At 38.3% G+C, this 25,654-nt stretch carries 23 protein-coding genes and 1 other annotated feature; of the genes, 1 reads left to right on the forward strand and 22 read right to left on the reverse strand.

The features are described 5' to 3' along the window. Position 1 precedes the first annotated feature (1 nt). The 10 genes from carB to BFM98_RS09180 all read right to left on the reverse strand — a co-directional run bounded on the left by carB (position 2) and on the right by BFM98_RS09180 (position 12,238). On the reverse strand, positions 2-3,199 hold the full coding sequence (gene carB, locus BFM98_RS09135) for a carbamoyl-phosphate synthase large subunit (protein WP_066037182.1): 3,198 nt from the start codon (positions 3,197-3,199) through the stop codon (positions 2-4). Beyond that, positions 3,192-4,292 carry a glutamine-hydrolyzing carbamoyl-phosphate synthase small subunit gene (carA, locus tag BFM98_RS09140; protein WP_066037183.1) on the reverse strand — a complete coding sequence of 367 codons (1,101 nt, stop codon included), beginning with the start codon at positions 4,290-4,292 and terminating at the stop codon, positions 3,192-3,194. Before carA ends, carB begins: the two co-directional genes overlap by 8 nt. Beyond that, positions 4,292-5,569, reverse strand: coding sequence for a dihydroorotase (locus tag BFM98_RS09145; RefSeq protein ID WP_054549868.1), 1,278 nt, complete (start codon positions 5,567-5,569; stop codon positions 4,292-4,294). The genes carA and BFM98_RS09145 overlap by 1 nt, the downstream gene beginning before the upstream one ends. A gap of 1 nt (position 5,570) precedes the next feature. After that, complete coding sequence (locus tag BFM98_RS09150) at positions 5,571-6,449, reverse strand: aspartate carbamoyltransferase catalytic subunit (protein WP_048394636.1); 879 nt, start codon at positions 6,447-6,449, stop codon at positions 5,571-5,573. Between the two features lie 194 nt (positions 6,450-6,643). Continuing rightward, complete coding sequence (locus tag BFM98_RS09155) at positions 6,644-7,954, reverse strand: uracil-xanthine permease family protein (protein ID WP_054549867.1); 1,311 nt, start codon at positions 7,952-7,954, stop codon at positions 6,644-6,646. Positions 7,955-7,968: 14 nt separating this feature from the next. After that, on the reverse strand, positions 7,969-8,517 hold the full coding sequence (gene pyrR, locus BFM98_RS09160) for a bifunctional pyr operon transcriptional regulator/uracil phosphoribosyltransferase PyrR (protein ID WP_004227349.1): 549 nt from the start codon (positions 8,515-8,517) through the stop codon (positions 7,969-7,971). Between the two features lie 240 nt (positions 8,518-8,757). Beyond that, positions 8,758-9,669, reverse strand: coding sequence for an RluA family pseudouridine synthase (locus BFM98_RS09165; protein WP_066037184.1), 912 nt, complete (start codon positions 9,667-9,669; stop codon positions 8,758-8,760). Continuing rightward, positions 9,666-10,145: a signal peptidase II gene (gene lspA, locus BFM98_RS09170; RefSeq protein ID WP_004227346.1), complete on the reverse strand. Its 480-nt coding sequence runs from the start codon at positions 10,143-10,145 to the stop codon at positions 9,666-9,668. The genes BFM98_RS09165 and lspA overlap by 4 nt, the downstream gene beginning before the upstream one ends. Positions 10,146-10,309: 164 nt before the next feature. After that, positions 10,310-11,878 carry a sodium/solute symporter gene (locus BFM98_RS09175; protein ID WP_004227344.1) on the reverse strand — a complete coding sequence of 523 codons (1,569 nt, stop codon included), beginning with the start codon at positions 11,876-11,878 and terminating at the stop codon, positions 10,310-10,312. A gap of 24 nt (positions 11,879-11,902) precedes the next feature. Further along, a complete protein-coding gene (locus BFM98_RS09180) occupies positions 11,903-12,238 on the reverse strand; it encodes a DUF485 domain-containing protein (protein WP_048394642.1) in 336 nt (111 codons plus the stop codon). A gap of 202 nt (positions 12,239-12,440) precedes the next feature. Here BFM98_RS09180 and BFM98_RS09185 point away from each other — a divergent pair, with 202 nt between their 5' ends. Further along, on the forward strand, positions 12,441-13,646 hold the full coding sequence (locus tag BFM98_RS09185; protein ID WP_066037185.1) for an AraC family transcriptional regulator: 1,206 nt from the start codon (positions 12,441-12,443) through the stop codon (positions 13,644-13,646). A gap of 99 nt (positions 13,647-13,745) precedes the next feature. Here BFM98_RS09185 and ileS read toward each other — a convergent pair whose 3' ends face one another. The 12 genes from ileS to ftsA all read right to left on the reverse strand — a co-directional run bounded on the left by ileS (position 13,746) and on the right by ftsA (position 25,625). Continuing rightward, positions 13,746-16,514: an isoleucine--tRNA ligase gene (gene ileS / locus BFM98_RS09190; protein ID WP_066037186.1), complete on the reverse strand. Its 2,769-nt coding sequence runs from the start codon at positions 16,512-16,514 to the stop codon at positions 13,746-13,748. 112 nt (positions 16,515-16,626) lie between these two features. Beyond that, positions 16,627-16,850: a binding site (T-box leader), on the reverse strand. Positions 16,851-16,946: 96 nt separating this feature from the next. Then, entirely contained in the window at positions 16,947-17,471 is a 525-nt protein-coding gene (locus BFM98_RS09195; protein WP_004227329.1) for a DivIVA domain-containing protein, read from the reverse strand. A gap of 95 nt (positions 17,472-17,566) precedes the next feature. Beyond that, on the reverse strand, positions 17,567-18,355 hold the full coding sequence (locus tag BFM98_RS09200; RefSeq protein ID WP_066037187.1) for a YlmH family RNA-binding protein: 789 nt from the start codon (positions 18,353-18,355) through the stop codon (positions 17,567-17,569). A 169-nt stretch (positions 18,356-18,524) separates the two neighbouring features. Continuing rightward, the gene (locus tag BFM98_RS09205; protein WP_004227322.1) at positions 18,525-18,806 is read right to left on the reverse strand and encodes a YggT family protein; all 282 of its coding nucleotides are present in this window, start codon (positions 18,804-18,806) and stop codon (positions 18,525-18,527) included. Between the two features lie 20 nt (positions 18,807-18,826). After that, positions 18,827-19,324, reverse strand: a complete 498-nt coding sequence (locus BFM98_RS09210; protein WP_004227319.1) for a cell division protein SepF — start codon at positions 19,322-19,324, stop codon at positions 18,827-18,829. Next, positions 19,308-20,012 carry a YggS family pyridoxal phosphate-dependent enzyme gene (locus tag BFM98_RS09215; protein ID WP_066037235.1) on the reverse strand — a complete coding sequence of 235 codons (705 nt, stop codon included), beginning with the start codon at positions 20,010-20,012 and terminating at the stop codon, positions 19,308-19,310. The genes BFM98_RS09210 and BFM98_RS09215 overlap by 17 nt, the downstream gene beginning before the upstream one ends. Positions 20,013-20,131: 119 nt before the next feature. Next, on the reverse strand, positions 20,132-20,374 hold the full coding sequence (locus tag BFM98_RS09220; RefSeq protein WP_225340754.1) for a PRC-barrel domain-containing protein: 243 nt from the start codon (positions 20,372-20,374) through the stop codon (positions 20,132-20,134). A 131-nt stretch (positions 20,375-20,505) separates the two neighbouring features. After that, positions 20,506-21,279 (reverse strand): RNA polymerase sporulation sigma factor SigG, encoded by a 774-nt coding sequence (gene sigG / locus BFM98_RS09225; protein ID WP_004227313.1) that lies wholly within the window; start codon positions 21,277-21,279, stop codon positions 20,506-20,508. A 114-nt stretch (positions 21,280-21,393) separates the two neighbouring features. Continuing rightward, a complete protein-coding gene (sigE, locus tag BFM98_RS09230) occupies positions 21,394-22,101 on the reverse strand; it encodes an RNA polymerase sporulation sigma factor SigE (RefSeq protein ID WP_009373518.1) in 708 nt (235 codons plus the stop codon). A 13-nt stretch (positions 22,102-22,114) separates the two neighbouring features. After that, positions 22,115-22,948 carry a sigma-E processing peptidase SpoIIGA gene (locus BFM98_RS09235; RefSeq protein WP_066037188.1) on the reverse strand — a complete coding sequence of 278 codons (834 nt, stop codon included), beginning with the start codon at positions 22,946-22,948 and terminating at the stop codon, positions 22,115-22,117. A 182-nt stretch (positions 22,949-23,130) separates the two neighbouring features. After that, positions 23,131-24,288 carry a cell division protein FtsZ gene (gene ftsZ / locus BFM98_RS09240; protein ID WP_066037189.1) on the reverse strand — a complete coding sequence of 386 codons (1,158 nt, stop codon included), beginning with the start codon at positions 24,286-24,288 and terminating at the stop codon, positions 23,131-23,133. Between the two features lie 53 nt (positions 24,289-24,341). Further along, positions 24,342-25,625 (reverse strand): cell division protein FtsA, encoded by a 1,284-nt coding sequence (ftsA, locus tag BFM98_RS09245; protein ID WP_004224856.1) that lies wholly within the window; start codon positions 25,623-25,625, stop codon positions 24,342-24,344. Between the last annotated feature and the right edge of the window lie 29 nt (positions 25,626-25,654).

Consider the following 25,654-nt stretch of genomic DNA (forward strand, 5'->3'; position numbering starts at 1 on the left):
ATTAGTGTACTACCTCCGCTTTTGGCATTTGTTCTGCTGTAAATGTCATAGATTCGATAACACGTACCATTGCTTCTGCTGTATCTAAAGATGTTAGACAAGGAACACCATTTTCTACAGACTCACGACGAATTCGGAAGCCGTCACGAGCTGGTTGCTTGCCTTTTGTTAAAGTGTTGACAACAAGCTGAGCTTCCCCATTTTGGATAAGGTCAATCAATGTTTGTCCTTTCGCCCCAATCTTGCCTACTACATCTGTTCGTACGCCTGCTGCTTCAAATGCTTTTGCTGTACCTTCAGTTGCTACAATGCGATAGCCTACTGTTGAGAAGCGTTTTGCTAATGCAATCGCTTCTTCCTTATCTTTATCAGACACAGTGAATAATACTGTACCTTCTGTTCGTATTTCCATACCTGCTGCAACTAAGCCTTTATAAAGAGCTTTTTCTAATGTTGCATCTTTCCCCATTACTTCACCAGTAGATTTCATTTCAGGTCCTAATGTAATGTCTACACGTCGTAATTTAGCGAATGAGAACACTGGTACTTTTACAAATACGCCTTTTTGCTCAGCTGCTAGGCCTGTTGGATAGCCTTGCTCTACAATGGATTTGCCAAGGATTGCTTTTGTTGCAATATTAGCCATTGGGATATTTGTAATCTTACTTAGGAACGGTACTGTACGTGATGAACGTGGGTTCACCTCGATAACAAATACTTCGTTTTGTGAAATGACATATTGGATGTTCATTAAGCCGATGATGCCTAGCCCCTTCGCAAGACGAGTTGTATAGTCAACTAATGTATCTTTTTGTGCCTGTGTTAATTTTTGCGGTGGATAAACAGAGATTGAGTCACCAGAGTGAACTCCTGCACGCTCGATATGCTCCATAATTCCTGGTATTAACACATTCTCACCGTCACAGATAGCATCTACTTCAATTTCCTGTCCTGTTAAGTAACGGTCTACTAATACTGGATGATCTGGAGATGCCTCTACCGCGTTTTCCATATAGTGCTGTAATTCTTCTTGGTTATAAACAATTTCCATTGCACGTCCACCAAGTACATAAGAAGGGCGGACAAGCACTGGGAAGCCTAGACGCTCACCAATGGCAAGAGCTTCCTCTGTAGAAACCGCTGTTTCTCCTTGAGGTTGTGGAATATCTAATTCACGTAGCGCCTGCTCAAATTTATCGCGGTTTTCTGCACGGTCAATATCCTCAAGAGACGTACCTAAGATTTTCACACCATTAGCAGCTAATTTATCAGCAAGGTTAATAGCCGTTTGACCACCGAATTGAACAACAACACCAATTGGTTGTTCTAAGTCGATAATATGCATAACATCCTCAATTGTTAATGGTTCAAAATATAATTTATCGGAAATTGAGAAATCTGTTGACACTGTTTCTGGATTTGAGTTAATGATGATCGCTTCATAACCTGCTTCTTGAATCGCCCATACTGAGTGTACTGTGGCGTAGTCAAATTCTACCCCTTGGCCAATGCGGATTGGACCTGAACCGAGTACCACCACAGAAGGTTTTTCTGACTTAATCGATTCATTTTCGTCTTCATATGTGCCATAGAAATATGGTGTTTCTGATTCAAATTCTGCTGCACATGTATCCACCATTTTATAGACTGGCATAATACCAAGCTCTTTACGATAAGCATACAATTCTTCTGGTGTTGTTTCCCAAAGCTCAGCAATTTTCTTATCTGCAAAGCCTAAACGTTTAGCTGTTCGTAGTACGTCTTTATCATTCTTATTGTCAGCAAGCGTTTGTTCCATATCCACAATATTTTTAAATTTATTTAAGAAGAATAGATCGATTGCTGACCATTCATGAATTTGTTCAATTGTTACACCTCGACGTAAAGCTTCACCGATGAAGAATAGACGCTCATCCCCAGCCTTGCGAATACGTTTTTCAATCCAAGAATCTGAATTTTCTTCAGCATGTTTTAACTCTAAGTGTACTTGACCTGTCTCAAGAGAACGAACCGCTTTTAGCATAGCTTCCTCAAAAGTACGACCTAACGCCATTACTTCACCAGTAGCTTTCATTTGCGTACCAAGATTACGTTTAGCAGATTCGAATTTATCGAATGGCCAGCGAGGAATTTTTGCTACGATATAGTCCAGTGCAGGCTCAAAACAAGCATATGTTGAGCCTGTTACAGGATTTTTAATTTCATCTAACGTTAAGCCTACTGCAATTTTAGCGGCTAGCTTAGCAATTGGATAACCTGTTGCTTTTGATGCTAATGCAGATGATCGAGAGACACGTGGATTTACTTCAATCACATAGTAATTAAAGCTATATGGATCAAGTGCAAGCTGTACGTTACAGCCACCTTCAATTTTTAATGCGCGAATAATATCGAGTGAAATATTACGTAGCATTTGGTTTTCGCGATCAGATAATGTTTGCGTTGGTGCAACAACGATTGAGTCACCTGTATGAATCCCTACTGGGTCAACGTTTTCCATGTTACATACAACGATGGCATTGTCAGCTGCATCACGCATTACTTCGTATTCAATTTCTTTATAGCCTGCGATTGATTTCTCTAATAGACATTGCGTTACAGGTGAATATTTTAAACCCGATGTCACAATTTCTTCTAAGTCTTGATCGTTGTAGCAAATACCGCCCCCTGTACCGCCAAGTGTAAAGGCAGGTCGAACAATGACAGGATATCCAATTTTCGCAACAAATCTTTTCGCTTCATCTAAGTTATGAATAATATCAGATTCAGGAACTGGAGCTCCTAGCTCATACATTAAATTACGGAATAAATCACGGTCCTCTGCTTTATGGATGGCATCTAATTTAGTACCAAGAATTTCAATCCCAAGCTCATCTAGAATACCTGATTTGTCTAATTCGATCGCCATATTTAGGCCCGTTTGACCACCAAGTGTTGGTAAAATCGCGTCTGGACGTTCTTTACGTAATATACGCGATACAAAATCAAGAGAAATTGGCTCAATATAGACTTTGTCTGCAATTTCTGTATCTGTCATGATTGTAGCAGGGTTTGAATTGATTAAAATAACGCGGTAGCCCTCTTCTTTTAATGAAAGACATGCTTGTGTTCCTGCATAGTCAAATTCTGCTGCTTGTCCGATAACAATTGGGCCTGAGCCGATTACTAAAATAGTTTCAATATCTGTACGTTTAGGCATGTTGTTTCCCCTTCCCTGCTTCTACTTCCATCATTTCGATGAATTCATCAAATAAGTGGTTTGAATCTTCTGGACCTGGTGATGCTTCTGGGTGATATTGCACTGTGAAAATTGGATATTTTTTATGACGCACACCTTCACATGTTCCATCATTTAACGCGATATGTGTTAATTCTAAATCTGTATCTTTTAATGATTCGATATCGATGGCATAGCCATGGTTCTGAGATGTTAAATCTGTACGACCTGTACGTAAATCTTTTACTGGATGGTTACCACCACGGTGTCCAAACGGTAATTTAAAGGCTTTTGCACCACTTGCTAAAGAAAAGATTTGATGGCCTAAACAAATTCCGAACATTGGCACTTTTCCAATTAAGTTACGTACTGTTTCAATGCCTTCTTGAACATCTTCAGGATTTCCTGGTCCATTTGACAGCATGATGCCATCTGGATGCCAAGCTAAAATTTCCTCAGCTGACGTATTATAAGGTACTACTAGCACATCACAATCACGTTTGTTTAATTCTCGTAAAATCCCATGCTTCATTCCATAATCAATTAGGACAACTCGTTTACCACGCCCTGGAGATGGATAGGCCGCTTTTGGTGATACTTCACGAACATGGTGCGTAATGGCTGGCGTTGCTTGTAATTGTGCTACTATTTCATCCACATTTACTTCTTCATCAGCAGCTGTCAAAATCGCTTTTACGGAACCTTTACTACGAATAATACGTGTTAATTTTCGTGTATCAATTCCTTCAATTCCTGGGATATCCTTTGATGTCAAATAATCATCTAAAGTTAAATCACAGCGGAAATTTGAAGGATTTTTAGCTAATTCACGCACAACAAATCCACGAATAGCTGGCGTAATCGATTCAAAGTCATCACGGTTAATGCCGTAATTACCAACTAAAGGATAAGTTAAAGTGACAATTTGTCCATAGAATGAAGGATCTGAAATCGTTTCCTGATAACCCGTCATCCCTGTTGTGAAAACAACCTCACCTTGTGAAGCGCGCTCGCTACCAAATGCTGTACCTATAAATACTGTGCCATCTTCTAAAACTAGTAAACGTTTTTTCATTACTCTGCCTCCTGATATACGATATTGCCTTCAAAAATAGTTAGTACTGGCCAACCCTTTGCCACCCAGCCGTTGAATGGTGTATTACGACCTTTTGATACAAAGCCTTCTGCATCAATCGTTTGTTCTTTTTTAATATCAATTAAAATCATATCCGCTGAAGCACCCACTTCTAATGTGCCATATGGCAGATCAAAAATCTCAGCTGCTTTCACTGTCATCCAATCAACTAATTGTTTTAACGTCCACTTTCCTGTTTCTACAAACTGTGTATAAAGTAGTGGGAAAGCTGTTTCGAAACCTACAATACCAAATGGTGCGCCAACCATACCGCAGCATTTTTCTTCTACTGTGTGTGGCGCATGATCTGTTGCAATGCAGTCGATTGTGCCATCAAGTAGTGCTGCATGTAGAGAATCTTTATCATCCGCTGCGCGTAATGGTGGATTCATTTTCCAATTAGCATCATCAGATGGAATATCCATCTCTTCTAGTAATAAATGATGTGGACAAACTTCTGCTGTGACACGGATTCCTGCAGCCTTTGCATCTCTTACCGCACGCACTGATTCCTTCGTCGATACGTGACAAACATGGTAACGAGCGCCTGCTGCTTCTGCAAGTAGTACATCTCGTGCAATTTGTACGGATTCACAAATGGAAGGTATTCCTGGGAGGCCTAGCTCTTTATTACGCTTTCCTTCATGCATCACACCATCATAGATTAATGAGTTGTCCTCACAATGTGCTACAACGACCATATCGTGCTGGGCCGCATCTTTCATTTGCTCATACATCGTTGAGGCTAGCTGGATACCAACACCATCATCTGAGAATGCCACTGCTCCATGTGCTTTTAATTCTTCAATATTTGTTCGAACCTCACCCGATATATCCTTTGTTAGGGAACCGTATGGGAGTACTCGAATAACCGCACTGTCCTTAATGAGCCCATTGATGAGTTGCATGTTTTCAACCGAATCAGGTACTGGCTTTGTATTAGGCATTGCGCAAATTGTCGTAAAGCCGCCTTTTGCTGCTGATGCCGAACCTGTTGCAATGGTTTCCTTATGCTCAAATCCTGGCTCTCGTAAATGTGTATGAACATCGATAAAGCCTGGTGCTACGATTAAGCCATGTCCTTCAATCAGTTCTGCACCTGCTACAGTCACATCTTGACCAATAGCCGTAATCTTTCCGTCTGCCATTGCAATATTGACTGTCTTCAATTCACCTTGTTCATCTAGCATTTGTACATTTTGAAGTACCTTTGTCATGTTATTCTCTCCCCTTTAAAATGGTTTCCATAATAGCCATCCGTGTGTAAACACCGTTCCGCACCTGTTCAAAAATTCGAGAGCGATCACACTCTACTAACTCAGAAGCAATTTCGACATCACGATTGACGGGTGCTGGATGCATAATAATGGCCGATTCTTTCATTTGCTTTTCTCGTTCAATTGTTAAACCAAACTCTTGATGGTAACCTTCCTTTGAGAAGCTTTTATTTACTTTATGACGTTCATGTTGCACACGTAGTAACATAATGACATCACTTATTTCGATCAGATTATCCCATGAATGGTGCGCTTCAAAACCGCCAGACCATTCTTCTGGGCAAAGGAAATGAACATTTGCCCCTAAATTTTGTAATGCTGTTGCATTTGATTTCGCTACTCGACTATGAGAGATATCTCCTGCAATTGTGACATTCAACCCTTCGAAATAGCCAAACTCTTTTTTGATGGTATAAAGATCCAATAAGGATTGTGAAGGGTGTTGCCCAGCACCATCTCCTGCATTAATAATCGCTACGTTGATACCATTCAGCAGCTCATTGTAATACTCATCTTCTGACGCTCGAATGATGACAGCATCTAAACCAATCATTTCCAATGTTTTGACCGTATCGTACATCGTTTCCCCTTTTGTAACACTCGAAAACCCTGCATCAAAAGGGATAACATGACAGCCAATTTTGTATTCTGCCATTTCAAAGCTTGTTTTTGTACGAGTACTTGGTTCAAAGAATAGGTTGGCCACTTTGTGTGTGCGAGATAACGATGATGTTTCACCATTTTCAAATGCTTGCGCAAGATCTAGGATTTGGTTAATCTCTTCTGTTGTTAAATGTTCCATCGATAATAAGTTCTTCATCATGTGACCTCCATTAGGGTGTGAATCGTGAACGTCTTTGTCTGACGTTCTCTGTATATAAAGTAAAAGCCCCGTTGATGTCATCAACGAGGCATGAGGAGGCGTGACAAACTACAGCAAGACATACATCCTACTTCAGCCTGTCCACAACTTCCCTTTTTTTGCCTCTCTGGACAATTCATTAAAAGGTACTACTATGAATCTTTATTTTGATTGTATTGTACGGGTATATCAGCTTCTTTTTTACCTGGTAGAATCGCATTCAATAGCACACCAATAATCGCTGCTAGGGCCATTCCTTCAACACTCAATGATTCTGAGATAACAAACTTGGCACCGCCAATACCAATGACTAAAATCACTGAAGCAATTACTAGGTTACGACTGTTACCAAAATCAATATGATTATCTACTAGCATACGTAAGCCACTTGCTGCGATAATTCCGAAGAGTAAGATGGAGACCCCACCAAGTACTGCGGTTGGAATCGTTGCAATTACGGCCATTGCTTTCCCGAAGAATGATAGTAAGATAGCAACCACTGCTGCACCTGCAATAACGTAGATACTGTATACTCGAGTAATGGCTAGTACACCAATATTCTCACCATACGTTGTTTTCGGAGGGCCTCCGATTAAAGCACTCACAAATGTGCCAAGTCCGTCACCTAGTAGCGAACGGTGTAGTCCTGGCTCTTTAATATAATCCCGATCTACTACTTTTCCTAATACCAGTTGATGACCAATATGTTCTGAAATTGTTACAATAACGATAGGTACCATGATAAGTAGAATTTTTGTTGTTATTTCAAACTCATAATGCACACCCGGTATTAAGAAATCAGGCATAGCGAAGAATTTTGCTTTGGCAATCGGTGTATAGTCTACTATGTCAATTATCATGGAGTAAATGTAACCTACAATTAGGCCCATCAAAATTGGCATAGTGCTTAAAATTCCTTTAAAGAAAATCGTAAAGATGATAGCTGTAAAGACCGTAACTAAAGCAGCTGAGAAGTGTAAAAAGCTATACTCTCCATTAACGTTCATTGCCATATTCACAGCCGTACCAGAAAGTCCAAGCCCAATTACCATAATTACTGGACCTACCACAATCGGTGGCAAGATTTTCATAATCCACTTATAACCACTTTTCCAAATGATTAAGGATACAATTCCGTACGTAATGCCGACAGCCATAGCACCGATCATGGCATTGCCTGGGTTTACACTCGAACCGTCTTCATTTAAACCACCTGCAGCAAGTAGGATTGGTGCAATAAAGGCGAAGGATGAGCCTAAATAAGCCGGTACCTGGAATTTCGTAATTAATAGGAAGAATAATGTAGCAATTCCGCTTGTTAAAAGGGCAATCGCTGGACTAAGACCTACTAACTGCGGTACTAAAATCGTTGAACCAAACATCGCAAACATATGCTGGAAACTTAATGTCACTAGCTGGAGCGGGGTCGGTTTATCCTTAATATCTAAAACTGCATTTGACATACTGTTTCCTCACTTTATTGTTCGTCTTCTTTGTAAATAATGACGCAATCTTCTCCGTCTACTTCTTGTAAATTGACAACAATGCGCTCAGAGCCAGAAGTTGGAACGTTTTTTCCCACATAGTCTGCTCTAATTGGTAGCTCTCGATGTCCTCTATCTACTAGAACAGCTAGTTGAATTTGTGCAGGTCTTCCTAAATCCATTACAGCATCTAGAGCTGCACGTACTGTTCGACCTGTATAAAGTACATCATCTACTAAGATGATTTTTTGATTTTTCACTTGATACTCGATATCAACTTGTTCTACATGTGCTTGTTCGTTTTCATGTTTCGTTGTTAAATCATCTCGGTAAAGTGTAATATCAAGTTCCCCTGTACGAATCGGTTTACCTTCAATTTTTTCAATTCGCTGCGCCAAACGTCTGGCTAGAAAGGCACCTCGTGTTTTAATGCCAACTAAAATACATTCATCGATTCCTTTATTACGTTCAATTATTTCATGGGCAATACGTGTTAATGCTCGTGTCATTGATGGGCCATCTAATAATTCATTTTGTGCCATATTCGTATCCTCCTCTCTTCAATCTATTATCGGCCATGTGTCCATAAAAAAACCTCTCGAGGCGAATAGCCTGAGAGGGTTGTATACGTGTTGAAAAAGCATGTTGGAAAAATTTGCAGCACAAATTTCCACAACACTATCACATGTCCCTTCTCAGCCTCTCTGGACTGCCATTAAAGGTGAATATTTAGTTATGTTGTTCATTCACTGTCGTTAGTATAGACTTTCTTTTCGTATACGTCAATGCCTATTTCGTAAATCATTTAATAATTTTTCATAATCAGCTGGAAGTGGTGTTTCAAACTCCAAGTATTCTCCAGATGAAGGATGATCGAATCCTAAAGTCGCTGCATGTAAAACTTGTCCCCCAAAGTCGATTGTCTTTTTCGGACCATATTTTGGATCTCCAACAAGTGGGAAGCCAATATAATTCATATGCACACGAATTTGGTGTGTACGTCCCGTTTCTAAACGACATTCCACCAGCGTATAGTCACCAAAACGTTCAACAACTTGGAAGTGTGTGACAGCATGTTTACCATTATCGACAACTGCCTGTTTTTGGCGATCTTTTTGGTCACGACCAATCGGTGCATCAATTGTCCCCTTATCATGTGCAATATGCCCGTGGACAAGAGCAATATATTTACGAGTAACTGTTTTATTCACTAATTGATTGACTAATGATTCATGAGCCGTATCGTTTTTAGCAACCATCAATAAGCCCGATGTATCTTTGTCTATACGATGGACAATTCCTGGTCGTAGTACACCATTAATCCCTGATAAGTCTTTACAATGATACATTAAGCCATTTACCAGTGTACCTCCCATATGGCCAGGTGCTGGATGTACCACCATACCCTTTGGTTTATTCACAACAAGAACATCTGCATCCTCATAAACAATATCTAAATCTAAATTTTCTGCGACAACATCCAATTCTTCCACTTCTGGTACATCAATAGCGATGATGTCACCAGCTTTAACCTTATATTTTGCCTTTACAGCATCACCGTTTACTTTAATGACTCCCTCACTAATCCAGTTCCCAATTTGCGTGCGTGACCACTCAGATTGTAAGCTAGAAAGTGCTTTATCAATGCGCTCTCCTTGCTGCTGTTCTTCGATTGTATATGTTACTTGCGTCATTGTTTCACCTGTTTCTTCTCTTTTTTATCTTCCATAATTAAGCCAATCATCAGCACGACAACCGCTATTGTTAATGCAGCATCTGCCACATTAAAAATAGGAAAATCATAATTAATAATTGGAATTAAAACATCTACAAAATCGACCACTTCTCCTCTAAATAGACGGTCTATAAAGTTTCCTACTGCACCACCAAGCAAGAGCATTAAGCCGACTTGAAAAACAGGCTTTCCCTTTGCTTCTTTATGATAAAAATAGACAATCGCACAGATAACAGCAACTGTGACAATACTAAACAACCACATTTGCCCCTCTAGCATCCCCCATGCTGCCCCTCTATTTCGATGAGACAAAATACCAAACCATGGGTCCCATACAGCAATGCGTTCAGCATATTCCATATTTTTCACAATCAGCCATTTTGTCCATTGATCCAGTAAAACGACAAAAGCAGCTAATCCATAATATTTATACACAGACATTCCTCCGTTCACTCAACATCTTACCTATTCTACCATAACAGTACCATTCACAATAACTAATATCATATCTAAATATGGCTGATTCTAAATCTCTTCAAGAAATATAAAAAGGCTACCCCTATTACGTTTAAGCAATAGAAATAGCCATAACTTATTGGTTAGACAGTTTCAGATTCTTTTGAATGTACTCGCTTCATGAAGTCATTAACATCAGCAGGAACTTTGCGATCTATTAATGACACGATGATAACAGATAAGAAGCCCACAGGTACTGTCACAATACCTGGAATTTTAAACTGCAAGAAGCTTGGTAACGTTCCTGGTAAAAAGATCATCCACATAGACACGCCAAGTCCTATTAATAATCCTGCAATGGCTCCTTTTTCTGTCATGCCTCTCCACCAAATACCTAAAATGAATATTGGGGTAAATGTACTTGCAGCGACAGTAAAAGCGAGCGCCACTAAATGGCCAATGGATGCATCCTTTACAAGTAAACCCAATGCTCCATATAAAATACCTAATAATACAATAGCCACTTTCCCAGCAATAACTCGTTGTTTTTGTGTAATATCCTTTTTCATGATATTGGCATATAAATCATGAGCTAGTGCACCTGAGCTTGTAATAAACAATCCTGAAAGATTGGAGAAAATAGCTGCAAATGCTCCTGCTATAACTAATCCAAGTAGCCATTTGCCACCTAGTGCAAGGGCTGTAGTAGGAATGACCATATTATTCCCACCCAGCACTAAATCACGCATGACTTCCTCACTAGCTGTTCCAGAAATGAAAATAGATCGACCTACAACACCTAAATAAACAGCTAACAAGAAGAACGCGCTTGCAATTCCAATGGCCATGAGTGCAGATTTACGGGCTGCTTTAGCACTTGGGTTTGTATAAAAGCGCAATAAAATATGAGGAAGGCCAATTGTTCCTAGCGCTAATCCTATCGTCATACTAATTGTTTGCCAGAACGTGGGGAAATAAAAGCCCGTGCCTGTCCAAGCAGCACCATCAAAATTGATATCATTGCCATCTAAGGCATACGGTGAAGTGCCTGTAATTGGACCGCTAAATGAATGGATGGCTGCTAAAATTTTATCATAATGTAAACCGCCATAAACTGCTGCAATTAACATCACAATAAACGCACCAAGACGAATCCACAACTCTAATGCTTGGTTGATGGTTGTTCCTTTCATACCACCAATACCTACATAAAAAATCATAACAACACAAGTAAATATAATACCGAATTCATAAGAAGTACCGAAAAACATACTTAAAATCTGTGCAGCACCTAATAATTGGGGAGCTGCATAAAAGCCTGAAATAGCTAACACCACTGCCACAGCTACAAGCCGAGCTCGTCTACTATGAAAACGATAGCCTAAAAAATCTGCAACGGTAAATGCACCAAAACGTCTTAAAGGACCTGCCACAAAAATCGCTAATAATGTTAACCCAATGGAGAAGCAAAAAGCATAATAAGCACCATCATATCCAAGTTGAAATGTTAACCCTGCGATACCCAGAAATGTTGCTGCACTTAAGTAATCCCCACCAATGGCAGACCCATTTGTAAACCATCCGAAGCTTCGGCCACCTACAAAGAAATCCGAAGCTGTTGCATTTCTTTTTGTTAAATACGTAATGTATACAATTGTTCCCATTAAAGCAATGGTCATTAACATCTTTGGTTCTAATAGAGCTTCCATCATTCAACATTTCCCCCTTTGTTCCAACTACTTATTTGCTATATCATATTGCTTTAGACGTTTCTCGTACATGGCTGTGTGAACATATGCAATAATAAATGCCATAGCCATCATTACAATCGTTGTCACAAACCATGTGACTGTCATACCACCCCAGATCTTCTTAAACGCAAATGCTGGCGCAAACCAATTCATAACAGGGATACTAAAAATCAAAATAAAGTAAAATATCGATAAACCTAAACCTGTTGTAAATTCATCTTTCATAATTTTGTTTGTTGTTGCATCTAAAGGTGGTAGATCTTTCACATCAATTGTTCCTGCTTCTACATAGTCATAATCATGACTGCCTACTTCCGCCATAAGCCAACTCCCCCTTTTCTGGTAAGTGAATAATTGTCTGAAATTTCAAATTATTATTCACTACAATTATTCTATTCTATTTCAACTTCAATATAGATATAAAATATTGCTGTATTAGTACAAAAAATTGCTATTTTAAGTTAAAATATTTTTATCTTTTTATTCGTAGGGGGCTGGTAGCATTTTAAAGGTGGTATGGTATATGGAAAGCTCATTTGACAAGCAGCAAATGAGTGAATGGTTAAAAGAGGTTTTACCAAACGCTTTAGAGGAATGTAAAGTGCCAAAGCCAGAAGATGAGGTCATTATTGTCTATGAAGTCAATCGGTTATTTGATTGGGTAAAGATTAATCGATTAAAAAGAAATTATCCTAATAGTATTATTGTCCCGTTTGTTACAGAACACCTTACCTACTCGACTGGTATAGCAATTGAATTAGCTTTACCTGCACTTCTCATAAAACCATTACAAAAATCAAAATTTTTACGAATTGTAAAAAAGCTGTATACGTCCTATCAGGAAAAAAAGGCGAGTACACTTACAATGCTTGAGCTATCACAACAAGTATCCCAACAACATACCTCTCCATTTAGGGAAGCATTTTTAAAACGCCTGATCCGTGGAGAAATTGACAATGAACAAGAAATAATACAATCTGCTTCATTTTTATCGACAAGCTGTATACCTAATATTGTATTTTTAATTCAAGGCTATATTGATGGGGCTAATAAGAAAGCTGTCCCACACGATGCAAGTAGTAGTATTACAACTGTTTTTCGTCAGCACTTTGCTGAGAAGGCCTCATTATCCTTTTTACATTTTGAACGCTATTTATTACTTCTCATGCGAATTCCTACTGACTACAACTCTTTCAAACATTGGACTGAGGGTGAAGCCTGTTTATTAGAGGTTATCGAGACCCTAAAAAGGGATTGTTCTATTCATCTTTTTATGGGGGTTGGAGGTGTATTTCAGGATGCTATGCAAGTGAAGGAATCCTATAGCCAGGCTAGAAAAGCACGTAGAAAACCACCTATCCATAATATACACATCCGATATTACGAAGATTTAACAAAGCATGAGCAGCTGCAAAAAGCTATTCAGTATATTGAAGAGCATTACGACGAACAACTGACCATTCGTGATGTTGCAAAATATATTAACTTTAGCCCAACTCATTTTAGTAGACTATTTAAAAAAGAAACAGGTCGTAATTTTGTTGACTATGTTGCTTATACACGCATTATCAAAACCTTACCTTTTTTACGCAAGTACGACTACACCATAGAAAAAATCTCCTCCACCTGTGGCTTCAATACACCAAATTACTATAGTTTAACTTTTAAAAAATATGTAGGGATATCTCCAACAGACTATCGCAATACGACAGAAATTTTATTTAAATAATGGAAAAGAATCTGCAAAACTTCCATGAAAAAAGCAAGCCTCCAACAAGGAGACTTGCACATCCTCTACATTAAAATGCAGATTCTTGTTATTTATAGATTAAACGTAATACTTTTCTACAACTTCTGCACAGCGAGCACATACTGTAGGTTGTGCTTCATTTGAACCAACTGTTTCAGAAATTGACCAGCAACGCTCACATTTCTCACCTGTAGCCTTCTCAACAACAATGGAAACATGCTCAAGTGTTAAAGCTTCAGCAGGTGCCTCCTCGATAGCAGCTACCTCAAAAGCTGAAACGATGGAAAGTTGTGCAAAGTCAATGTTGGCATCGTTCAATAATGCGACAACATCTTCTTTCGCGTAGACAGTGACTTTTGCTTCAAGTGATTTACCAATTGTTTTCGCATTACGTGCTTCCTCTAATGCTTTTAAAATATCATCGCGTACATCAATAATTTTTTCCCATTTTGTACGTAGGCTGTCAAAATTCGCTTGAACATCTACCTCTGGGAAATCTGTTAATTGAACAGAAACTTCTTCTACAATACCTTGAGCATCTAGATAAGACCACATTTCATCTGTTGTATGTGGGATAATTGGTGTCATGATTTTTACTAATGTCATCAATGTATCATAAATAACTGTTTGCATCGCACGACGATCCTTATTGTCATGACCCTCGATATAGACTACGTCTTTGGCAATATCAAGATAGAATGAAGATAACTCTACAGCAACGAAATTATTGACTACATGATAGACAGCAGCAAAATCATAGCGATCATAGGCAGCACGCACAGTTTTTAAGACATCCTGTAAGCGCATATACACATATTGATCCATTTCACGAAGCTCAGCATAACTTACACGATCTTTCGTAGGATCGAAATCAGCAATATTGCCGTGTAAGAAACGGAAAGTATTACGAATTTTACGATACACTTCAGATACTTGCTTTAACATATCCATAGAGATGCGGACATCTGCTGTATAGTCAACAGAAGCAACCCATAAACGAAGTATGTCTGCTCCATACTGATCCATTACTTTTTGCGGAATAATCACATTCCCTAAAGATTTACTCATTTTACGTCCTTCACCATCAAGTACAAAACCATGTGTTAAAAGTCCTTTGTATGGTGCATAGCCGTTAATAGCTACAGATGTAATAAGAGAGGAATTAAACCAACCACGATGTTGGTCAGAACCCTCTAAATAGAGGTCAGCTGGATATTTCATACCACGTTCTACTAGTACACCTTGGTGTGATGAACCGGAATCAAACCATACATCCATAATATCATTTTCTTTTGTAAATTCGCCGTTCGGGCTACCTGGATGTGTAAAGCCTTCTGGTAATAACTCTTTTGCTGTTTTTTGGAACCAAATATTTGATCCATTCTCACGGAATAATGCTGAGACATGACTAATTGTTTCAGGTGTAATAATAGGTTCACCATTTTCAGCATAGAAAATCGGAATCGGCACACCCCACGCACGTTGACGTGAAATTACCCAGTCTCCACGATCACGAATCATATTATAAAGACGAGTTTCTCCCCAAGCTGGTGTAAATGCTGTTGCTTTTACAGCCTCTAATAACTCCCCACGGAATGCTTCAACAGATGCAAACCATTGTGGTGTCGCACGATAAATAACAGGCTTTTTCGTACGCCAGTCATGTGGATAGGAGTGCGTAAAGAAATCAAGCTTTTCTAACGCTCCTACTTCTTTTAGTTTTTCTGTGACGAGTTTATTTGCATCATTATAAAACACGCCTTCAAAGCCAGGTGCTTCATCTGTATAACAGCCACTATTATCAAGAGGGCTAAGAATACCTAAACCGTACTGTTTACCAATATGATAATCGTCTTCACCATGCCCTGGGGCTGTATGAACACAACCTGTACCCGCTTCAGCAGTTACGTGTTCACCTACCATAATAAGCGATTCACGATCGTAGAATGGATGTTGTGCTACAATACGATCTAATGCCTCTCCTTTTACCTCTTGTACAACCTCATAGTCTACCCATCCAAGCGTAGTTGCCACTGACTCTAATAACTCTTTGGCAATGATGAATTTTTTATTAGCCACTGCAACTACTACATAGATAAATTCAGGATTCAAAGAAATCCCTAAGTTTGCTGGTAATGTCCATGGTGTTGTTGTCCAAATGATAAATTTAGCATCTGCTGGAACAACACCCTTCGCATCCTTAATTGCAAAGCTTACATAAATGGATGGAGATTTGATGTCCTTATATTCAATTTCAGCTTCCGCCAAAGCAGATTCAGAAGAAGGAGACCAATAAACCGGCTTTAACCCTTTATAGATATAACCTTTTTCCGCCATTTTACCGAATACTTCAATTTGACGAGCTTCAAACTCAGGCTTTAATGTAATATATGGATTTTCCCAATCACCTCGAATGCCTAGACGGCGGAATTGGGCACGTTGATTGTCAATTTGCTCATAAGCATACTCTTCACAAAGTTGGCGGAATGCTGCTACTGACATTTCTTTACGTTTTACACCTTTGTTAGTCAATGCTTGCTCAATTGGTAAACCATGTGTATCCCAACCTGGAATATAATTGACATGGTAGCCAGTCATGGAGCGATGACGTGTAATCATATCCTTCAATACTTTATTTAGAGCATGGCCTATATGGATATCACCATTTGCATAGGGAGGACCATCATGTAGAACAAATTCTGGTCGACCTTCCGTACGCTCCATCTGTAATTTGTTAATATCCATGCCATTCCATTTTTCTTGCATTTTTGGCTCATTTGCCGGTAAATTTCCACGCATTGGGAAATCTGTTTTTGGCATTAATAAAGTATCTTTGTATTCAACCATTAAAATTCCTCCTTTATTTTACACAAACAGGTAGACATTTTTCTCATAAGACAGTTATTGGCAAAATTATCTAAAACGATTCGGAAACAAACAAAAAAAGCCCTCAATCCCACTAAGGGACGAGAAGCTTCTACTCGCGGTACCACCCTAATTGTAGTACAAAAATTTGCACTACCTCTTAAAAGCACGTTTAACGTCGTGCATCACGAAATAACCTACTTTTTTCAGTTATTTAGCTCAGAAGTGATGTTCAATGCTAGTTGTATGTTTGGGCTCTCACTGTCCCCAAATCGCTTAACAACGCCTAACAAATACTGTCTTCGTCTCTGCTTTTATGCATATCTGTTCAAAATAATTACTATTACAAAGTATATGAAATTCAAACAATCGCGTCAAGTTTCATTTGTCAATTACAGCAATTAAAAAGAAAAGTTAAATATCCTCAGAATCCTGTGCTTCTTCAACAGATGCTTGAATTTCTGTTAAATCGATATCATATTGCAGCAAATGATCCCAGTCATCTGCATTAAGTAAATCCAGCTGTGCTTCTACAAGCATCTTGAAACGATTACGAAATACCTTAGATTGCTTTTTAAGCTCATCAATTTCAATCGTCACCTTACGAGCCTTCGTCAAAGCTTCATTGACAATTCGATCAGCATTTTTTTCAGCTTCTTTTACAATGAGCTTTGCCTCTTTTTGAGAATTTCTTCTCACTTCATCAGCCGCTTCTTGTGCAACGACAATAGACTTCTGCAAAGTTTCTTCTAAGGTGTTGAAATGTCTCGCTTGTTCTAAAGCCATCTCTAATTGCTTATCAACCTCTTTTTTTTCACGAAGCAGAATTTCATAGTCTTTAATAATCTGATCTAAAAATTCATTTACTTCATCTTCAGCATAACCTCTGAAGGCTTTTGTAAACTCCTTATTATGTATATCAATAGGTGATAATGGCATACAATCCTTCTCTCCTTTACATGTACATTCGTAATTCCTATTATACAATTGTTCCGACAACTTAGCAGTAAAAATTAATGAAATTTGCTTCACTTTCAGCTTTTTTGGGCCAATCGACCGACTTGAAGACGGATTTTATCTTTTTTTGTTCGGCCTTCAGTCATAATAATTTTCACCCGACCACTTCCACGTATCGATAAAATATCTCCCTCTTGTAATTCAAAAGCAACTGTATCTCTTTCTGTCCAATTTACACGAACTTTTTTCCCAGTAATTAAAGCTTGAGCTTTTTGGCGTGATACATTTAATACAGTCGCTATAATTACATCTAAGCGCATGGAAGATACTGTATGAGATTCCTCCAACCATTCTTCCTCATTTACAATAAGGGAATCCGCTTCTTTTAAAGACTCAATATGCACCTTAACTTTACCAATACCTGTTAAATGTAACCGAACATATTCTGCTACCTCTTGAGCTACAACGAATTGCACCTGCTGATCATTTACACGAATATCACCAAATTTGCCACGATTTAAACCTAATGAAAGCAACGCACCTAAAACATCAGGATGTCGTAATTGGACAAATTTCACTGGATATTGAATCGTAAAGGCCACTAACTGAAAGTCTTCTTCTGTTGCTTCATAGTAAGTAGGAAAAATAAGCATACGCTGCCTCTCCGCCTCTTCAAATAAACCTGTGCATGCAGTTTTTAGGGTATCATTTTGCCCGATAATCGATGTCACAATAAAACGTTGTCTTGGATCAAGAAAATCTGTCAGCTTAGGCGCATAACGATCTTCAACCTCACGCTGCCAGCTTATTACCTGTTCAATAAAGGGCTGTTCATCTTTTCGAAAATGCTGGATTAAGTGTTCCATCTCGTTGTCTCCTCTTTCACTAGTTCCATTTTGCTTTGTTAGTTGGAAACTTAGTATTCCCAATTAATGACGTTTGGACGTCATTGTTTTAAATTTTTTATTAGTCGCTTTAGTAGCATAGAAAATTAAAATAAATAAAAAATCCCCACCAAAACGTGAGGATTTACTTCTAAGCGAACATAAAATATATTTTCTGAATGACTATATAAAGCCCTCTTTCTATAAAATTCAGCATAAAGATGGCCACAATTGGCGAAATATCAATCATACCAAGAGGCGGAATGAATTTCCTAAAAATACCTAAATATGGCTCACAAACTTTTTCAAGCATGCGACCAATTGCTGAATTTTGAGCGGCAGGCACCCAAGACATTAAGATATATGCAATTAGCATGAATGAGTAAATCTTAAATGCTAATGATACATAACCAAGTATAATAAAAAAAGTCATATAAACTACAATCCTCGCTATTAATTATCGTCTAAAATAAAGTTTGTAATTTCACCAGTCACTTCTACATTATCTGGCGTACAAAGGAAGATATCTTTACCAATACGTTGAATATCTCCAGCAAGAGCATAGACTGTGCCACTTAAAAAATCAATAATGCGTTTACCTTGTTCTCTTTCGATACGTTGCAAATTGACAATTGTTGCACGTTTATTTTTTAAATGCTCTGCGATATCTTGTGCTTCTGCATAAACTCTCGGTTCTATTAAAACAACTTTTGCTCCCTTAGAACTCATAGCTGCCTGCAAACTGACAATGTTATTAGGAGTTGCTGTGCTTTGTGGCATGATTTCATGAATAGGTGCTTTGCGTTCTTTCATCATTTTTTTTGGCTTAACTGAATGAATCGGTTGCTGTTGTTGTATGGGTTGTTGTTGCTGAATAGGAGCTTGCGTGATTTCTTCTTCTAATTCTTCTTCAAGGTAAAAGAAGTTTTTAATCTTATTTTTCATGCTCATCCTGTTCCCCTCTTTCATTTCCAACAAGAGCCGTTCCGACTCGAACAAAAGTAGCCCCTTCCTCTACCGCAATTTCAAAGTCATTAGACATGCCCATTGATAACTCGGTACAAGGTGCGTGTGCGAATCCTTGCTCGGCTATTTGCTGTTGACATTGTTTTAATTGCTTGAAAACAGAGCGAATAATTGCTTCGTTTTCGGTGTTTGGTGCCATAGTCATTAAACCTACAACTTGAATCTTAGTAAAACCTTTTAATGCTTCTACAAAAGGCAAAACTTCTTCGATAGTTAAACCATGTTTTGATTCTTCACCAGAAATATTTACTTGTACAAAACATTTAACAGGTTGTTCGGCTCTTTTTTCAATTTCTTCTGCCAAACTCAAACGATCTAAGGAGTGTAAATAATCAATGCTGTTAATCACTTGTTTTACTTTACGTGTTTGAAGCGACCCAATGTAATGCCAATGAACATCAGCATGTATCTCAGTAATTTTACGATGTAAGCCCTCTGGTCTGTTTTCTCCTAAATGAGTGAGCCCTGTTTCAATTGCTTCTTGTGTTCTTTCAACAGAAACTTCCTTCGTCACGGCAATTATTTGGACTTTTTCGCCCTCACGATTCCCTTTTTTTTCTGCTGCTGTTATTAAATCATTTAGTTTGTTTAAATTTGTTAAGATTTTTGTCACTGTTTTTCCCAACTTTACAACAATAGTTTCTTTTATTGTAACAAGCAATGCTTGATTTATCAATGAATAGCCTGACCTATGTCAGCATACAATTCCCACAATTTTAATGTGCCTATGTCTTAGGAAAGGGCTTTGACTAAAATGACATCCTTACCAACAACAAGCACATCCTTCATATACACTTTTCTCACAGACTCTTCACCTTTAAAAAAACCAAGATATTTGCGAGGCTCTGCAATCAAAAATGCTGTCACATAGCCTGTTTCTTTTGATACTTCAGCATCTATGACAAAGCCTATAAATCGTCCATTTCCTGCTTCAATGACTTCTTTTTGTTGTAACATTGAAAAACGCAATGACATACCTCCTCTATTGTTTACTTTCGTATAAACATTTCTACTACCATCAAACTTTGCTGTTACTTTATATTTATGTATCATTTGTTCATTGAATGAAGATAAAATGCGCACCGAATTATACGATGCGCATTTTTTTATTTGTAATCTTTTTGCATTGTTTCAATTGCATTTTTTTCAAGACGTGAAATTTGTGCTTGAGAAATCCCAAGTTCTTTGGCAATCTCAGTTTGGGTCTCTCCATAATAAAATCGTTTGGCAACGATCATTTGCTGACGTTCATCTAGCTTTTGCAAGCTTTCCTTTACCGACACATAGGCAACCCATTGATCTTCTGATACATCATCATCACGTAATTGGTCCATCATATAAACAGCATCTCCGCCATCTGAATAAATGGGTTCCTGTAATGAAACTGGATCTTGAATGGCATCTAAAGCAAATAAAACGTCTTCCTTTTTCATGTCAATCATCTCGGCAATTTCTTCAATCGTTGGTTCTCGCAAATTATCGGTTATCCATTGCTCTTTTGCCTGCATTGCCTTATAAGCTATATCTCTTAGAGAGCGAGATACACGTAATGCATGATGATCACGCAGATGGCGACGAATTTCACCAATAATCATTGGTACAGCATATGTCGAAAATCGTACATTATGCTTTAAATCAAAATGATCAATGGCTTTCATGAGGCCAATACAGCCTACTTGAAATAAATCATCTGCCTGTTCACCTCTATAGGCAAATCTACCGACAATACTAAGCACTAACCTTAAATTGCACATCACAAGCTCTTCTCTAATCTCTGTTTCTCCAGCTTGTAATCGGATAAAGAGTTCCTTCATTTCCTCGTGCTTTAGAATTGGCAAAGTCGATGTATCTAAGCCGCAAAGATCTACTTTTGTTCGCATATTCGATTCCTCCGGATGTTATTCTCTGACTAAACCGTGACATCAGTTTGTCCGAGAGAAACAAGAATATGCACAAAAGCTGCGACCAATTTTAGGTAGGATAAATTTCCCTTTCTAAGAAATTGGTTGATTTAAATTTTCACGTAAATCTTGAATAATTTTCTTTTCTAAACGGGAAATATATGATTGCGATATGCCTAAATGATCTGCAACTTCTTTTTGTGTCATTTCAACTTTTCCATTGAGACCAAAGCGACATTCCATAATATAACGTTCACGCGCACCTAGTAAATTAATAGCGTGGAACATATGCTGACGTTCAATTTTTTTCTCCACATTATCTAAAATAATATGCTCTTCTGTTCCTAAAATATCTGACAGTAATAATTCATTTCCATCTGCATCAGAATTTAGTGGCTCATCTAAGGATACTTCACCCTTCATACGACTTGTTTTTCGTAAATGCATTAAAATTTCATTTTCAATACAGCGTGATGCGTATGTTGCAAGCTTAATATTTTTATCCGTATTGAACGTCTCAATTGCTTTTATTAAACCAATGGAGCCAATACTGATTAAGTCTTCGATTGGCGTTCCCGTATTATCAAAACGTCTAGCAATATAAACAACAAGACGTAAATTACGTTCAATTAGTGTGTCTCTAGCTCGTAAATCACCATTCATAAAGGATGCAATGACTGTAACTTCTTCTTCTCGACTTAATGGCACTGGCAATGAATCATTTCCCCCTATATAGTACGTTTCACGACTCCGAAACTTACTCCATAATTTTTTCAAGCTAGCAAGTAGCCTAAGAAGCAATAGTTCTCCCCCTCTATGAGTTATTTGAAAGCGCTGAAAAATGTAAAATTGCTGCTGTGCTATGTGGAAAATTTTTAGCTTTTTTGGTTAATACGATATATTCATTCATTTTCACTTGCGAAGGCTCCCCCTTTATATGCCACTCATCAAAGCGAAAACCAAGGACAACGGTTTGCTGCTGTACTGTATTGACATGAATAAATCGTATATAACGCTGATAATCTTCTGAAAACATAGATACATTGTACGGATCTGTTTCTTGCCATTCCATTAATGATTCCCGGAACGCTGAAGGTAAATGTGGTCTCAAAGCAGTATAGGAAACAAAATGAACCGGCTTTCCTGATAATGGCTCAATGGCTTGATTTCCTGTATCTACAAAGGCAGAAAGTGGTATCTTTGCCCCAAAGATTGTTAAAGTTGTATCAAATACAAATTGACCACTTAAGCGTTCTAATTTTACAAAACCCCATTGCTTATAAAATGCAATAAGATTTAAAACTGCAAGCAAAAAGCAAATCATAATGAAATGGGTGGAAGAAAGATTTTTTAAAAAAGGTTGTAGTGCTGTTAACAATCCGCCAATAACGATCGTTGCTGTTAACACAATAGGTCCTTGCTTCTGAAAGCTTCGAATCTTAAAGTGAAACGCTATACCAATTAACAATATAAAACTAAGAATTGTCGTCCACAGCACTTGACCGCCAATGACAGCTACAAAACTACTACAAATAGAACTCATTAATAATCTTGAATTTTTTACAAGGACTCCTGTTACTCTTGCCGTAAACGTGAGTATCGCTAGATTAAAAAGCGTATTAATGAGCACCAGCCATTCTCCATACATAACAGCCGCCTCCTACTTACAAAGTTAGCACGTTACTCCCACAAATATTGTCAAACAATCGCATCATTTCCTAAAAATGTTTTGACAAAAAACATGGTTTCCTTACACATTTGAACATCATGGCAGACAATATAAAAAGCTCGTATTTTACATATGTAAAATACGAGCTTTTTAGAAGTTAATTAACCACGATTTTTGCGATTACGTAAAAATGCCGGAACCTCAAGCATGTCATCCTGTGCATAATTTTGCTGATTTTGACGTGGCTGCTCATGTTGAACATGCATTTCTTGTCGTTGTTCACGAATAGGTGCTTGTTGCTGTGGAGCAGATTGTCTGTTCATATTAAGTGTCGGTTTTGATGTAGGTCGTTGTTGCTGTAAAGCTTCCTCTGTGAAGCCTGTCGCAATAACTGTAACAATGATTTCATCTTTAAGATTTTCATTAATTACAGAACCGAAAATCATATTTACCTCTTCATCTGATGCAGAAGCTACGATATCTGCTGCTTCTTGTACTTCAAATAAGCTAAGATTTGAACCACCTGTAATGTTCATAAGGACACCTTTAGCACCATCAATGGATGATTCAAGCAATGGACTTGAAATAGCTTTCTTTGCAGCCTCAGAAGCTCTGTTTTCACCTGTTGCAATACCAATTCCCATTAAGGCTGAACCTTTGTTGGACATAATCGTTTTCACGTCTGCAAAGTCTAAGTTAATAAGACCAGGTGTAGCAATTAAATCTGAAATACCTTGTACACCTTGACGTAATACATTATCGGCTTCTCTAAAGGCTTCTAACATTGGTGTTGATTTATCAACTATTTGTAGTAGCTTGTCGTTTGGTATCACAATCAGTGTATCTACTGCTTCTTTCATACCGCCAATTCCACCGATTGCTTGTGTTTGACGTTTACGACCTTCAAAAGTAAATGGACGTGTGACAACACCTACTGTTAGGGCTCCCAATTCACGTGCAATTTGTGCAATCACTGGAGCTGCCCCAGTACCCGTTCCGCCGCCCATACCAGCAGTCACGAATACCATATCGGCGCCTCGTAAAACCTCTTCTAGCTGTTCTCTGCTCTCTTCAGCAGCTTTTTTTCCTACTTCTGGATTTGCACCTGCACCTAATCCACGCGTTAATTTAGCCCCAATTTGTAGCCTTACTTCCGCTTTGGATAAATTTAATGCCTGAGCATCCGTGTTAACTGCGATAAAGTCAACACCTTGTACACCATGTTCTATCATTCGATTGACAGCGTTGTTACCGCCGCCACCAACACCTATGACCTTTATTACTGCAAGTTCATCAACACTTGTATCAAATTCTAACATCTCTTTTTCCTCCCACGGTAACTCGACTCTGTATCATTCATTACGCATTCTAGTTAATCAAAAAACTTATCAAATAATTTTTTTGCTCTCCCAATTACGCTTTCTTTTGGTTCTGAAGGTGCAGAATACTCTTGCTTTTTGCTTATAGCTGGTTGAGCCCCTACAACTGCATATTCAACAGGCTGCGTATTCGTACTTTTACCGTAAAAATCATCTTCTAAATAGGCGTAACGAATAAGTCCAACTGCCGTCGCAAATGAAGGCTCTCTAACACCGATATAATCGGGTGTATAGATTCTAACACGCGTTTGTAGAATTTGACGTGCTAATTGGGCAATCCCCTCAAGCTTTGCAACACCACCAGTTAAAACTACACCGCCTGGTAAATCTCTAACACCTAAACGTGCTAATTCATCTATAACTAACTCTAGTAATTCTTCTAATCTAGCACCGATAATCTCCGATATATAACGTTGGCTGTACTGATCAGTAGAATCTGTACCCACGACAGGCACTTCAAAGAGTTCGTCATCTGATGCGTCATCATAAAAGGCGTGTCCAAACTGGTGTTTAATTTGTTCTGCTTGTTCTGTTGGTGTTTTTAAAACGATTGAAATATCTTTCGTTATATGATCACCACCAACTGGTATGACACCCGTATGCGTTAATAATCCCTCTTCAAAAACTGCAATTGTTGTAGATCCGCCACCTAAGTCAATAAAGGCAGTTCCTTGGTTTTTTTCATCTTCTGTTAATGCAAAGTAGCCTGATGCTAATGGCTGCAAATATATTTCTCGTATACTTAAACCCGCTCGCTCAACACAGCGAAGAACATTGTGTAAAAGCGTTTTGGATGTCGTTATCATTGTTGCATCCATTTCAAGACGGATGCCAATCATACCACGAGGATCTTTAATTTCATCAAGGTTGTCCACAATAAACTGTCTTGGAATGATGTTAACTAATTCACGTTCAGGAGGTATTGACATGACTTGTGCAGATTCTACCACTCTGTCTAAATCATCATCTGTAATTTCTCTATTTTCACTATTTACAGCGACAACACCTTTAACTAGCTGTAACATCGTCTGGTTAGCTGGAACGCCTAAAACGACTTCATGGATTTGATAACCAGTCATTCGTTCGGCCTGTTCTATTGCTTTTCGAATAGATTGTACTGTTGCATCAATATCAACAATTGCACCTTTTCGAACTCCATTCGACTTTACATTTCCGACGCCAATTACATGTAATTGCCCGTCACTCATTTCACCTATTAATACCTTGACAGAGGAGGACCCAATATCAAGGGAAATGTATAAATCTTGCTGATTCAATTCGCTGCACCTCCTTGAAAAATGCTCTT

This window comes from Lysinibacillus sp. AR18-8 (assembly GCF_001705465.1).
GTDB classification, from domain to species: Bacteria; Bacillota; Bacilli; order Bacillales_A; family Planococcaceae; genus Lysinibacillus; species Lysinibacillus capsici.

Excerpts from the sequence above, each read along its gene's own strand:
- ileS (WP_066037186.1), bottom strand. The coding sequence starts at position 16,514 with ATGGTTGAATACAAAGATACTTTATTAATGCCAAAAACAGATTTCCCA.
- BFM98_RS09150 (WP_048394636.1), bottom strand. The coding sequence starts at position 6,449 with ATGAAGAACTTATTATCGATGGAACATTTAACAACAGAAGAGATTAAC.
- BFM98_RS09205 (WP_004227322.1), bottom strand. The coding sequence starts at position 18,806 with ATGACTTTTTTTATTATACTTGGTTATGTATCATTAGCATTTAAGATT.
- pyrR (WP_004227349.1), bottom strand. The coding sequence starts at position 8,517 with ATGGCACAAAATGAATTATTAGATGGCCCATCAATGACACGAGCATTA.
- BFM98_RS09235 (WP_066037188.1), bottom strand. The coding sequence starts at position 22,948 with ATGTATGGAGAATGGCTGGTGCTCATTAATACGCTTTTTAATCTAGCG.
- BFM98_RS09185 (WP_066037185.1), top strand. The coding sequence starts at position 12,441 with ATGGAAAGCTCATTTGACAAGCAGCAAATGAGTGAATGGTTAAAAGAG.
- sigG (WP_004227313.1), bottom strand. The coding sequence starts at position 21,279 with ATGCGAACAAAAGTAGATCTTTGCGGCTTAGATACATCGACTTTGCCA.
- BFM98_RS09165 (WP_066037184.1), bottom strand. The coding sequence starts at position 9,669 with ATGACGCAAGTAACATATACAATCGAAGAACAGCAGCAAGGAGAGCGC.
- carB (WP_066037182.1), bottom strand. The coding sequence starts at position 3,199 with ATGCCTAAACGTACAGATATTGAAACTATTTTAGTAATCGGCTCAGGC.
- BFM98_RS09220 (WP_225340754.1), bottom strand. The coding sequence starts at position 20,374 with ATGTCATTGCGTTTTTCAATGTTACAACAAAAAGAAGTCATTGAAGCA.
- carA (WP_066037183.1), bottom strand. The coding sequence starts at position 4,292 with ATGAAAAAACGTTTACTAGTTTTAGAAGATGGCACAGTATTTATAGGT.
- BFM98_RS09200 (WP_066037187.1), bottom strand. The coding sequence starts at position 18,355 with ATGGAACACTTAATCCAGCATTTTCGAAAAGATGAACAGCCCTTTATT.
- BFM98_RS09210 (WP_004227319.1), bottom strand. The coding sequence starts at position 19,324 with ATGAGCATGAAAAATAAGATTAAAAACTTCTTTTACCTTGAAGAAGAA.
- BFM98_RS09145 (WP_054549868.1), bottom strand. The coding sequence starts at position 5,569 with ATGACAAAGGTACTTCAAAATGTACAAATGCTAGATGAACAAGGTGAA.
- BFM98_RS09195 (WP_004227329.1), bottom strand. The coding sequence starts at position 17,471 with ATGCCATTATCACCTATTGATATACATAATAAGGAGTTTACAAAAGCC.
- BFM98_RS09155 (WP_054549867.1), bottom strand. The coding sequence starts at position 7,954 with ATGTCAAATGCAGTTTTAGATATTAAGGATAAACCGACCCCGCTCCAG.
- ftsZ (WP_066037189.1), bottom strand. The coding sequence starts at position 24,288 with ATGTTAGAATTTGATACAAGTGTTGATGAACTTGCAGTAATAAAGGTC.
- BFM98_RS09175 (WP_004227344.1), bottom strand. The coding sequence starts at position 11,878 with ATGATGGAAGCTCTATTAGAACCAAAGATGTTAATGACCATTGCTTTA.
- BFM98_RS09180 (WP_048394642.1), bottom strand. The coding sequence starts at position 12,238 with ATGGCGGAAGTAGGCAGTCATGATTATGACTATGTAGAAGCAGGAACA.